This window comes from Salinimicrobium flavum (genome assembly GCF_042684505.1).
GTDB classification, from domain to species: Bacteria; Bacteroidota; Bacteroidia; order Flavobacteriales; family Flavobacteriaceae; genus Salinimicrobium; species Salinimicrobium flavum.
The window spans coordinates 169,160-181,491 of the sequence record NZ_JBHULT010000012.1 but is presented as its reverse complement, the minus strand read 5'-3'; the positions used below and the strand labels follow the sequence as shown (position 1 = coordinate 181,491).

Sequence of the window (12,332 nt, the reverse complement as noted above, 5' to 3'; positions counted from 1 at the left end):
ATCTTGTGGGAGCCCCGATAGCTATCGGGGGTCGCCTCCCTGCCTACCGGCAGGCAGGCTTTCTTTTAAACCCTTCATCATGAATTTGATGAAGGGTTTTTTTATACCCTAAACTCAAACCTGGAAACGACTGTCCGCCCTACGGCGGACGGGGAGGGTCTTCTTTCCGGAAACTGCACCACCCCGTCTCGGCCTCACGGCCGATCCACCCCTGCCTGCGGCAGGCAGGCCTCCTCAACTGAGGAGGGGAACTCTTAACCAAGAAGACTTAGTAGAAGGAATGCCAGCGTGAATTTACAACCCGTTACTCCCGACTACTGCACCACGTAGGGCAGCATGTTGGTTCCTGATAATCTGAAATATCCGAAGGCGAAATTATCGGGATTGGTAATGTTTACAATATTACCTCTAACAATACCCGGCTGAGTTTGAAAAGGCCCGCCGTTACTGCTGCCAGACTGGGAGCGAAGGATGAACATGTACTCATAGAACCCTCGGGAAATGCCCTGTATCTCAAAGGCTACAATATCTCCGGTACTGGCATCTTCGTCATTGAAAAAAGCGAACGTACGGTTCCCATTGGTGAACTCATCATCATAGATCTGAAGGCTAACATCGTCGTTCACGTAACGGAACAAATAATAATTCTGCATTTCTGCAGGATCTGTATAATAGACCTTAAACTCATAGTCATCTCCCGAGAATCCGCCCCTATCCTGCGTGACAAAATCAAGCTGCGGAGTGGGTACCAAGGGCTCTGTCGCAGAATATGTCTCACCTTCATATTCTATTATTAAGGTGTATTCTAACTCCAGGGAGGGATCGATCTCGTCGTTCCTGAAGATTCCGTCAGCCATCTCTTCAAAAACATATTCCCTTCCGTTGTCATCCATTACAGAAACTGTAGCGTCTATGGCCGGCGGTATATTTTCTTCGAAAAAGGGGGCGGTGGTGGTAAGGCGGATGAATTGAGTATTCTCTTCCTTATCTACATCCCAAAGCAAGGAGGCTTCCACCACCAGTCGTGGTGCTGATTCCTTAAGCTCAACATCCACCACATCTTCGCAGGATAGGAAACCCACTGAAAATAACACTGCCAATAGGAATTTCTGAAGTTTCATGGTCAAAATTTAAAATTATAAGTCACAGCAGGAACGATCCCGAAAATGGATAAGCGTACCGCTTCATTGACACCTGTATCATCATTTCTTCTAAAGTTCATTGAAGCCGCATTCTTACGTGAATAGACATTATAAAGTCCGAATGTCCAGGAGGAAACATAACTTTTTTTATTAATAGGACGTTCATAAGTTGCTGAAAGATCCAGCCTGTGGTAAGATGGAAGGCGGTCACTGTTCCTTGGGGAATAAACCGGAATGGTTAAATTTTCAAACCTATACTGGCCGGTAGGATAAGTCGTGGGCAGACCGGTTTGAAAAATAAAATTAGAGTTGAGACTCCAACGATCATTTAGATCATATGTCCCGGTGACAGATAGGTCATGGGTTTTGTCATAAGGGGTATTGTACCACTGGGAATTATTGATACCCGGTTCTGCAGATGTCCTGCCGGGGGTCTTTTGTTCAGATCTGGAAAGGGTGTAGGCGAGCCAGCCCGTAAAATCGCCCTTGTTTTTCTTCAGCAGCACTTCCAATCCATAGGCTCTTGCTTCTCCCGGTAGAATCACTTGTTCAATGGCATTGTTGGCAATAAGATTAGCGCCGTCAATGTAATCAATCCGGTTCTTTAGAAACTTAATAAAACCTTCTACTTCCAGGGAATATAATTCTTCTTTAATATTTTGATAATATCCGGCTGCTACCTGGTCAAGGGACTGTGGTTCAATGTATTGTCCGCTGGGAGCCCATACATCCAGGGGGGTGGGTGAGCTGGTATTGGTGATAAGATGCAGGTATTGGGTCATCCTGTTGTAACTCGCTTTTACAGAGGCGTTTTCATTGAAGCTGTAGGCCAGCGCTAACCTTGGTTCTAAATTTGAAAAGGCCTTTTCAACTTTTTCCCTATCCAAAGACTTTCTTCCTGTTGGAATGGCTTTCTCATAAATCCCGAAGCGTTCATTATAAACTACGGGATTATCATCAGTATAAAGATTCAACTCCTCTTGCCCCAATCTTAAAAAACTGCTGTACCTTAAACCGTATTCTGCCGTAAGATCTTTTGTTAGCCTCTGTTCCGCAGAGATATAAAAGGCATTTTCAAAAGCGTATTTTTTTATCAATTTGGAAGCATTGATCCCTGAAGTCGGGCTGCTCGGTTCTATCTCCCCCGGGTTAAATTCATAATAGGTATTATGAACCCCATAATCAAGGCTGAGATTCCTGTTGATGTGATGATCTATGTCGTATTTAATGTTCATATTTTTTATTCCGCTGTTCCAGTTGAACCCTACAAAATCAAGGGTTAGCCCGTAATAATAATCACTGTATATGAGGGAAAGGTTGCTGAAGATATTATCCTTCAGGAGATGGTTCCACCTCAAATTGAACACTGCGTTGCCGTATGTGTTGTCAAAACTGTCACTTATCCTGAAAACATCCCTTCCGAAGTATCCTGAAAAAAGTAATGTATTACGCTGGTCCAGCCTGAAACTTAGTTTGGTGTTAAGGTCATAGAAATAGGCTGAATTCTCATTGTCTGTCAACTTCAGAAACAAATGTGCATAGGAACTTCGCCCCCCTATAAGGAAGGAACTTTTCTCCTTCTGGATAGGTCCCTGCAAAAGTAGCCGGCTCGAGATCAACCCAATCCCACCGTTCGCCTCAAAATTTCTGCTGTTCCCATCCTTTTGATAAATATCCAGAACAGAGGAAACCCTACCGCCATAATCTGCGGGAATTCCTCCTTTGTAAAGTTTCAGATTCTTGATCGCGTCCGGATTAAAAACTGAGAATAACCCAAACAGGTGACTGGCATTAAAAATGGTAGCTTCGTCAAGCAAGATCAGATTTTGGTCTGCAGCGCCACCCCGCACATTAAAACCCGATGAAGCTTCTCCTGCATTTGAAACTCCCGGAAGGAGCAAAAGGGAACGTACAATATCAACCTCTCCAAAAACCACCGGTAATTTTTGAATGGTGCTTATCTCCAAACTATTAACACTCATTTGGGGGCGGGAAATATTAAGGCGCTCCACATCCTCGATGATCACCACTTCTTCAAGATCTTCAGACGCCTGGTTCAGGCTCCAGTTAAGGGTGGTGTTTTCAGAAATGGTAATTTTCTGGGAAATAGTTTGGTAGCCGAGATAGGTTATGAATATTTGATGTTCCCCTTCGGGAAGCCTAATGGAATAGAAACCGTAATCATTGCTCACAGTACCCGTTGATAGGGAAGGAAAGAATAAGTTTACTCCGTTAAGGGTTTCATTGTTGCCGGCATCTTTTATCACCCCGTTCAACAAATAGGTTTCCTGAGCCTGGACCAGACTAAAGGAGAAAAGGAGCAGAAAGAGGAAAGAATGTTTCAAGGAGTTATTAACTAACAGATTAATAGCAGTGTGGGGTACTCCTATTCAAACAAGGCCTTCATGACGATATTGATCCCTCTGAACATTAGATATACTGCCGCTGCCATGGCCAGAATTGCAAAAGCCATCACAGGGATAAACCAGGTATGCTCCTGATTTTTCGCGGCACTAAAAAGAACCACAGGCCCTATAAAGGATAAAGGCAAAGCACCTGCAAGAAATTTAAGACCCTTTAAAAGCAGTCCTTTATTGGTGTGTTTCATAGCTAAAATAAAGGTCTAAAGATAAAGAATCTTGAGGGGAATTCGAATCGCATCTGGATTGTTTAAGATAAATCATAAATTTCGAACTGCTTTTAAATCATTATTTTATTATATTTATTTCAATTAACTGTAAATCAATTCTCTAAAAGAGTAAATTCAAAATTAAGCGGAAATTAACAATCTGCAATAGATTTTATGTTTAATTTTGTCTTAAATTATTTAAACATGAATCAGTTCTCTATTAGTCAACTGGCTCAGTTCTCCGGAATAAAGCCACATACCATCAGGATCTGGGAGCAACGCTACAATGCTTTGCAGCCACAGCGTTCTGAGGGCAACACACGGTATTATGATGGATTTCAGCTCCGGCGACTGCTCAACATTGTAAGTCTTATGAAGACTGAACATAAAGTTTCCAGTCTGTGTTCCATGCCAGATGAAGAGTTGTTCCGACTTCTTGAACAACATCACGAACAGGCAATTAACGAGACTGATTACGATTACTTTGTAAACCAACTCATTTCGGCGGGGATGAACTACGATGAATCAAATTTCGAGAAAATCTTTTCCCACTGTTTCCTTCGCTTTGGGATGACAAAGACCTATGAGGCGGTAATTTATCCCCTGCTTACCCGAATTGGGATCATGTGGACCAGTAATGCTATCCCTCCTTCCCAGGAACATTATATCTCTAACTTGTTAAGGCAAAAACTTTTCACCGCAATTGATTCCTTACCCCTGATTATGGATGATGAGGATTCATGGATGCTTTTCCTTCCCGAAGATGAGTTTCATGAAATTGGCTTGCTGTTCGCTAATTATTTAATAAGGAGCAGGGACAAGAGATCACTTTACCTGGGACCTAATGTTCCTCTTTCCTCGATTGAGAACGCCCTAAAGGACACTAAAGTTAAAAATCTTTTGTTGTTCATGGTGCACCGGGATCTTCCTGAAAATAACCGGGAATACCTGGAGGAGCTCAGCAGGATAGGAAAAGGAAAAAATATTTATCTCGCAGTAAACCCTGAACTTTCAGAAGAAATTAAAACAGAATATCCTTTAAACTGGCTTTTTTCAGTGGCAGACCTGGAAAAAGCATTTTCAGAAACAAATTCTACAAAAACATAGAAGAATGGCAAACGTAGCAGTTATAGGAGCCGGATTTTCGGGGTTGAGCGCGGCAGCTTATTTGGGTGCAGCCGGCCATGAAGTTCATGTTTTCGAAAAGAACAGTACTGCCGGAGGCAGGGCCCGGCAGTTACATACCCATAATGGTTATGTTTTTGACATGGGGCCAAGCTGGTATTGGATGCCGGGGGTATTCGAAAGTTTTTTCGGGGATTTTGGATATAAAGTATCAGATCTTTATCAATTACAATTGCTCGATCCTTCTTTTGAAGTGATCTATAAAAACAGGGAGAAACTCAGCATCCCTGAAAATTATGAAAAACTACGGGAACTGTTCGAATCTGTTGAAAAAGGAAGCGCTGCCAGGCTAGACCGGTTTATGGAGGAAGCCCGGTATAAATATGAGCAGGGAATGGAGAACCTGGTGTACATGCCCGGACTTTCTTTAACAGAGTTTGCAGATATTTCCCTAATCAAAGGAGCGCTTCGGCTTCAGGTCTTTTCCTCCTTTAGTAAGCATGTTCGTAAATTTTTCAGGGATCCAAAGTTGATAGCCCTCATGGAATTCCCGGTATTGTTCCTTGGTGCAATGCCCCAGGACACACCGGCCCTTTACAGTCTTATGAATTATGCGGGGTTGAAATTGGGTACCTGGTATCCTCACGGTGGCTTCGGAAAAATCATCGAATCAATGGTGAAGGTTTCCGAAGAAAACGGAGTGAGCTTTCACTTTAATTCTGCGGTAACTGCAATTTCTACGGAAGGAAACCGGGTGAAGGGACTGGAAGTCGATGGGAAGCTTACCTATTTTGATGCAGTGGTTGCTGCGGCAGATTATGAGCACGTTGAAAATAAACTTTTGCCCCCTCAATTTAAAAATTACGATTCAGAATATTGGAAGAAAAAGACCTTTGCCCCCTCATGTCTTATTTTTTATCTGGGGATCTCTAAAAGACTACCTGAGCTGGAACATCATACCTTGTTTTTTGATGAAGATCTTTTTGATCACTCTGTTGAGATCTATAAAGATCCAAAATGGCCCACAAAACCCCTTTTTTATGTTTGTTGCCCTTCAAGGACCGATGACAGTGTAGCTCCGCAGGGGCATGAAAATCTGTTCCTGCTAATGCCTTTAGCCCCTGGTCTGGAAGACAGGGAAGACCTTAGGGAAAAATTCTTCAGCGTCATGATGGAGCGGCTGGAGAAACAAACAAAGACCAGCATAAGACCTTTTCTTGACTATAAGCAAAGTTATTGCGTGAATGACTTCGTGAATGATTATAATTCATTTCGGGGGAACGCTTATGGTTTGGCCAATACCTTGCTTCAAACGGCTATTTTGAAACCCAAGATCAGGAACAGGAAATTAAAGAACCTTTTTTATGCCGGCCAATTAACAGTGCCGGGGCCTGGTGTCCCCCCTTCTCTTATCTCCGGAAAGATCGCTGCACAACAAGTTATTAACGAACTAAAAAAACAAAAAAATGAAGTCACTGTTTGATGATCTTTCGATAGAGGTTAGCAGGTTAACCACCCGCTCTTACAGCACCAGTTTTTCCATGGGAATATACTTTTTACACGATCGTTTGCGGGATCCAGTTTATGCAGTTTATGGATTTGTAAGGGTAGCCGATGAGATCGTTGACAGTTTTGACGGATATGACCAGACTTACCTCTTGGATAAGTTCAAAAAAGATACCTATGAAGCCCTGGAACAGCGTATCTCCACCAACCCGGTATTGAATTCATTCCAAAAAGCGGTGCACGATTACAATATAAATTATGAACTTATTGAAACCTTTCTGAAAAGTATGGAGATGGATCTTCAAAAAGTGGATTATAATGATGAAAAATACAAACAGTATATTCTGGGTTCTGCAGAAGTTGTCGGGCTTATGTGTCTTCATATCTTTACAGAAGGAGACCTGCAAAAATTCGAAGAACTAAAGCCCTACGCGATGAAATTGGGAGCAGCTTTTCAAAAAGTGAATTTTCTGAGGGATCTAAAGGATGACTATCACGTGTTGGGCAGAACCTACTTTCCGGGAGTGGACATGGAGAATTTTTCAACTTCGGCTAAAAAACAGATCGAAAGAGAGATCGAAGATGATTTTCAGTATGCACTTATAGGTGTCAAGAAACTGCCTGCTTCCGCCAGGGGAGGGGTATACCTGGCCTATGTGTATTACCGGTCACTCTTTAATAAAATTAAGAAACTTCCGGCTCAAAGGGTTCTTTCCGGCAGGATAAGGATCAATAATGGTAAAAAGTTCGGATTAATGCTGAATAGCCTTGTGGAAACTAAAATGAACCTTTTGTAAAGATGATATACCTGCTGATCTTTTTAGTAACAGGCACCCAGGATCTTTCGCAGGAACCAGGCCTGCATGAGGTGCGCAACCTTTATGCAAAAGCAGCAGAGCAACAGGAGGCTGGTGAAAAGCTGCTGAAGCTGGTAAAACCGTATGCCAATCAAGATCCTCTTTTCCTGGGATACGAAGCAGCTGCTAACATGATGATGGCGAAGCATGTGGCGAATCCTTTTACAAAAATGTCGTATTTTAAGAAGGGTAAAAAAATGTTAGCCTCAGCCATTGAGACAGATCCACAAAATATTGAATTGCGCTACCTGCGATTCTCAATACAGGCTGAAACACCAGGCTTCCTGGGATATAAGGACCATCTGGAGAAAGATAAGAACTTTATCAGGCAAGAACTTTCAAAGGTGAAGGATAAGGAACTTCAAAGAACGATCCTTAGTTATCTGCTGGTTTCTAAAGCTGTTGATGAAAGGGAGAGGAAGGAAATTAGAAATAATCATAATAAATTATGGAAACCTTAATTTTTAATTCGCTTATCGTGCTGGCCTCTTTCCTGGCCATGGAAGGGGTTGCCTGGTTTACTCACAAATATGTTATGCATGGACTGCTGTGGACACTGCATAAGGACCATCACAAAAAGGAGTCTTCTGGTTTTTTTGAACATAACGACTTCTTTTTTCTCATTTTTGCCATCCCGGGAATCATCTCTCTTTACTTTGGAATGCAGGCCGGTTACAATTTTCTTTTCTGGATTGGACTTGGGATCACGATCTATGGAATGGCCTATTTCTTTGTACACGATATTTTCATTCATCAGCGATTTAAGGTTTTACGAAAGACCGATAATGCTTATTTCCGTGCCATACGCAGAGCCCACAAAATGCATCACAAACATTTGGGTCCTGAAGATGGGGAATGCTTCGGAATGTTATGGGTGCCGTTGAAATATTTCAGGGATCAAAAGAAGAAGGCATAATGGAGTATACCTATTTACTCGTAAATTTCTTTACGATAATTATTCCGTTTATATTCTCTTTTCACCCAAAGCTGAACTTTCATAAAACCTGGAAAGCATTTTTTCCTGCTGTGATTTTTACCGGGGTCATTTTTGTCGTCTGGGACATGTATTTCACGGAAATGGGCGTCTGGGGATTTAACGATAAGTACCTCACCGGGATCAATGTGGGAAATTTGCCACTGGAAGAAGTTCTATTCTTCTTTTGTATTCCCTATGCCTGTGTATTTACTTTCCACTGTCTCGACCTTTTTCTAAAGAAACGGGTAGACAGCAAGAATTTCCTTTTTTCTTATATACTTATTTTCTTTCTGCTTGTATTGGGAATTCTGAATCTTGGGAAAGCCTATACATCCAGTACATTTTTGAGTCTGGCGGTGCTCCTGGCCTTCGCTGTATTTTATCTAAAGCTGTCGTGGCTTAACAGGTTCTATGCGGTATATGCAGTTCTTCTTCTTCCTTTTTTCCTGGTGAACGGGGTTCTTACCGGAACCGGCCTGGAGGAAGAGGTGGTGTGGTATAATTCTGAAGAATTCATGAACTTCAGGATAGGAACGGTTCCTTTTGAAGACATTTTTTACGGGATGGAGCTCATCCTTGTGAATCTTATCATTTACCGTTATCTTTTAGTTAAGATGGATAAGTCTACTGTCACGACCCCCATTACACAAAATTCCTGAAAAATGAAAAGAACGCTTCAGATATTGAATATTCTCGCATTCATCGTGATGGTGGTATTTAATTACCTGTCAAATACCGGAATGATCAACGGGGAAACCATGGCAAGTATTTCAAGAAAATATGAGAACCTGTTTACTCCTGCAGGATATGCATTTTCCATTTGGGGATTGATCTACTTGTCTTTATTTGGCTTTGTGATCTATCAGGCCCGGGATCTCTTCACTAAATATTCTTCAAACCCCGTTACTTTGCAGGTAGGTTGGTGGTTTATAATTTCCTGTACAGCAAATGTCCTCTGGATCTTTGCATGGCTTAATGAAGCCATACTACTTTCAGTCCTGCTCATGATCTTATTGTTGTTCTCCCTCATAAAGATCATTCTCAATACCCGTATGGAACTGGATGATGAACCTCTTCCCATTATTGGGTTTGTTTGGTGGCCCTTTTCCTTTTATTCAGGGTGGATCGCTGTGGCGCTCATTGCCAATATTGCCGCCTACTTAACTTCAATTAACTGGAATGGCTTCGGAATTTCTGAAGTCAGCTGGACGATCATCATGATCCTGATCGCCGGAGTGGTCAATTTGGTGATCACCTGGACCCGAAATATGCGGGAGTTCGCGCTTGTGGGAGTATGGGCGCTTGTGGCTATTGCCATAGCAAACTGGAATGATCAACCCTCTGTCGTGATCACCTCACTTGCCGTTGCTGCAATACTCCTTGTAAGCAGTAGTATTCATGGATATCAAAACAGGGAATACAGTCCATGGAAAAAACTATAACAAAGATTTCTGTTTGTTGGTTGCGACGGGATCTTCGGCTGGAAGATAACGCCGCTCTGTACCATGCTCTGAAAAGTGGATTTCCCGTGCTTCTTTTTTTTGTGTTCGATATATATATTCTTGATAAACTTCCTAATAGAAAAGACAGCAGGGTTGAATTTATTCATGAGCAACTGGAGAAGATAAATAAAGTGCTACACTCGAAAGGGTCCTCTTTGGTGGTCTTACATTCCACACCTGAAAAAGCCCTTCGGGGCCTGCTTATGAAATATGAGGTGCAGCAGGTTTATGCCAATCACGATTATGAACCTTATGCTTCAGAGAGGGACGAACATATTAAATCTTTGCTGAAAGAAAAGGGAATAAATTTCTTCACTTTTAAGGACCAGGTTATTTATGAAAAGAAAGAAGTCATGAAACCTGATGCCACTCCTTATACAGTATTTACCCCTTATTCGCGGGTTTGGAAAGAAAAACTCTTTAACGATTCCCTTCCGGAATTGCCTTCGGAAGACTTTTTGAACAATTTTTTGAAGATGCCCCCAAAAGAGTTGCTTTCCCTTTCAGAAATAGGTTTCGAAGCTTCGGGAGTAAAAATACCGGAAACAGAACTTTCTGAAGAATTGATCAAAAACTATGACCAAACCCGGGATCTTCCGGCTCTTGAAGGCACCAGCCGGCTGGGTGTACATTTACGATTTGGAACAATAAGCATAAGACAAGTGGTCAAAACCGCTTTAAAACTTAATGAAACTTTTCTGAATGAACTTATCTGGCGGGAATTCTTCATGATGATCCTGTACCATTTTCCGGAGGTAACGCACCATAATTTCCGAAGAAAATATGACCGCATCCAATGGCGAAACAATGAAAAGGAATTTGACCTGTGGTGCAAAGGAGAAACAGGATATCTCCTGGTTGACGCCGGGATGAAACAACTGAACGAGACGGGGTGGATGCACAACCGTGTACGCATGATAGTCGCCGGATTCCTAACCAAACATCTGCTGATAGACTGGCGCTGGGGTGAAGCATATTTCGCCGAAAAATTGCTGGATTATGAACTGGCTTCAAATAACGGCAACTGGCAGTGGGCAGCAGGCACGGGGTGTGATTCTGCACCTTATTTCAGGATCTTTAATCCGCATTTGCAGTTAGAGAAATTCGATCCCGAACTAAAATATGTCAAGACCTGGTTACCCGATTTCGATACACGAAATTGTCCTCCGGTAGTAGATCATTCTTTTGCGCGGCAAAGGGCTTTACAAACCTACAAACAAGCTCTTAACAAATGAACCGGTGATGAAGTGTGCCCCACCACAAAGATTACAGCAAACCTCTTTTTTTGATCTCCAGGTATTTATTGATGGTGTTGATGCTTAGATCCCCCGGACGGGTGAGGATAGTTTGGATCCCATGCCTCCTGAGTTCCCTTTCCATAAGTCTTTTATCATAAGAAAATTGCCCGGCAATGGTTTGATCAAAGATCTCAGGGATAGTATCTGCTTCCATATTAACCAGCTCCTCCAATTCTGTATTCTCGAAAAAGACCACCACCAAAAGGTGTTTTTTAGCCAGTGCCAGGAGGTAAGGTAATTGCCGGTGCAGCGAACCCAAATGTTCAAAGTTGGTATAGAGAATTACAAGGCTTCGCTGTTTTAACATCCGGTTTATGTGGGTGTAGAGCAAGGCAAAATCAGAATCAAGAAATCCGGTGTTGATATTATAAAGGGTTTCCAGGATCAGGTTTAGATGTGTCTTTTTGGAACTGGCCTGTAAGACATTCTCCACCTTATTAGAAAAAGTAACCAGGCCGGCTTTGTCTTTCCTTTTTAATACAATATTGGAAAAGGCCAGGGAGCTGTTAACTGCATAATCCAGCAGTTTGAGGTTGTTAAAAGGCATTTTCATTGCCCTTCCTGTGTCAATGACAGAATAAACCGGCTGGGAGCGTTCATCCTGGTATTGATTGACCATAAGTCCCCCTTGTTTTGCAGTAGCCTTCCAGTTAATACTTCTAATATCATCCCCCTTCACGTAATCCCTTATCTGCTCAAACTCCATGGTATGCCCAATCTTCCTGATCTTTTTGAGTCCCGGTTGAGCAATTTTCCGGTCAATGGCCATAAAATCGAGTTGTTTCATTTGTATAAATGAAGGGTATACCTTGACCATCTGGTCTCTTTTAAAGCTGTCCCTTTTCCTGGCAAGACCCAGGGAAGTAGAGCTGTAAACGTTGAGTTTTCCAAAATAATATTCGCCACGCTCCACCGGCTTTAAAGAGTAATCGAAGCTTATGCTTCTTCCTGGCCCCACTTTTAACTTTTTTGAAAAATCCCTTTTTTGGAACTGCACAGGGATCTCATCTATCACTTCCAGTAAAACAGCGAAGGGAAATTTATTATGTATGATGACCTTCACCGGATTTTCGTCACTGTTGGAAAATTTCTCCGGAAGAATTCGTTCTGCGATAATCAAGGGTTTTTTAAAGAGGGCGATTATATCGAACAATAACAATAAAAACAACAGCAGTGCCAGGATCCAGACCACTGGATAAAGCCACTCCATCCAGTAGGAAAAAAGGAAGGCTGCTGCCAGAAGGAAAACGGCAATGAAAAATCTTTGGTGCAGGTATAATGACTTGAAAACTTTCAA

The 12,332-nt window shown here is 42.2% G+C and carries 12 protein-coding genes; 8 read left to right on the top strand and 4 right to left on the bottom strand.

Annotated features, from left to right (window positions below; all coding sequences use genetic code 11):
• Positions 1-314: 314 nt before the first annotated feature.
• From ACFSTG_RS14540 to ACFSTG_RS14530, 3 genes are read right to left on the bottom strand one after another with little or no spacing between them, the layout of a single operon-like run.
• A complete protein-coding gene (locus ACFSTG_RS14540) occupies positions 315-1,121 on the bottom strand; it encodes a DUF4249 domain-containing protein (protein ID WP_380754740.1) in 807 nt (268 codons plus the stop codon).
• Between the two features lie 2 nt (positions 1,122-1,123).
• Positions 1,124-3,487 carry a TonB-dependent receptor gene (locus tag ACFSTG_RS14535; protein ID WP_380754734.1) on the bottom strand — a complete coding sequence of 788 codons (2,364 nt, stop codon included), beginning with the start codon at positions 3,485-3,487 and terminating at the stop codon, positions 1,124-1,126.
• A 41-nt stretch (positions 3,488-3,528) separates the two neighbouring features.
• Positions 3,529-3,750 (bottom strand): DUF6095 family protein, encoded by a 222-nt coding sequence (locus ACFSTG_RS14530; RefSeq protein WP_380754727.1) that lies wholly within the window; start codon positions 3,748-3,750, stop codon positions 3,529-3,531.
• Between the two features lie 225 nt (positions 3,751-3,975).
• On the opposite strand from ACFSTG_RS14530, the gene ACFSTG_RS14525 reads away from it, so the two are divergent.
• Genes ACFSTG_RS14525 through ACFSTG_RS14490 form a run of 8 tightly spaced genes read left to right on the top strand, consistent with a single transcriptional unit; the run spans position 3,976 to position 10,972 of the window.
• Complete coding sequence (locus tag ACFSTG_RS14525) at positions 3,976-4,878, top strand: MerR family transcriptional regulator (protein ID WP_380754720.1); 903 nt, start codon at positions 3,976-3,978, stop codon at positions 4,876-4,878.
• Positions 4,879-4,882: 4 nt separating this feature from the next.
• Positions 4,883-6,379 carry a phytoene desaturase family protein gene (locus ACFSTG_RS14520; RefSeq protein WP_380754716.1) on the top strand — a complete coding sequence of 499 codons (1,497 nt, stop codon included), beginning with the start codon at positions 4,883-4,885 and terminating at the stop codon, positions 6,377-6,379.
• The gene (locus ACFSTG_RS14515) at positions 6,363-7,199 is read left to right on the top strand and encodes a phytoene/squalene synthase family protein (RefSeq protein WP_380754711.1); all 837 of its coding nucleotides are present in this window, start codon (positions 6,363-6,365) and stop codon (positions 7,197-7,199) included. The genes ACFSTG_RS14520 and ACFSTG_RS14515 overlap by 17 nt, the downstream gene beginning before the upstream one ends.
• Positions 7,200-7,201: 2 nt before the next feature.
• Entirely contained in the window at positions 7,202-7,720 is a 519-nt protein-coding gene (locus ACFSTG_RS14510; RefSeq protein ID WP_380754708.1) for a hypothetical protein, read from the top strand.
• A complete protein-coding gene (locus tag ACFSTG_RS14505) occupies positions 7,708-8,175 on the top strand; it encodes a sterol desaturase family protein (protein ID WP_380754705.1) in 468 nt (155 codons plus the stop codon). The genes ACFSTG_RS14510 and ACFSTG_RS14505 overlap by 13 nt, the downstream gene beginning before the upstream one ends.
• Complete coding sequence (locus tag ACFSTG_RS14500; protein WP_380754702.1) at positions 8,115-8,894, top strand: lycopene cyclase domain-containing protein; 780 nt, start codon at positions 8,115-8,117, stop codon at positions 8,892-8,894. Before ACFSTG_RS14505 ends, ACFSTG_RS14500 begins: the two co-directional genes overlap by 61 nt.
• Before the next feature lie 3 nt (positions 8,895-8,897).
• A complete protein-coding gene (locus ACFSTG_RS14495) occupies positions 8,898-9,677 on the top strand; it encodes a tryptophan-rich sensory protein (RefSeq protein ID WP_380754699.1) in 780 nt (259 codons plus the stop codon).
• Positions 9,662-10,972, top strand: coding sequence for a cryptochrome/photolyase family protein (locus tag ACFSTG_RS14490; RefSeq protein ID WP_380754695.1), 1,311 nt, complete (start codon positions 9,662-9,664; stop codon positions 10,970-10,972). The genes ACFSTG_RS14495 and ACFSTG_RS14490 overlap by 16 nt, the downstream gene beginning before the upstream one ends.
• A 31-nt stretch (positions 10,973-11,003) precedes the next feature.
• Here the strand turns inward: ACFSTG_RS14490 and ACFSTG_RS14485 are convergent, their stop codons facing one another.
• Positions 11,004-12,332: a DUF58 domain-containing protein gene (locus ACFSTG_RS14485; protein ID WP_380754692.1), complete on the bottom strand. Its 1,329-nt coding sequence runs from the start codon at positions 12,330-12,332 to the stop codon at positions 11,004-11,006.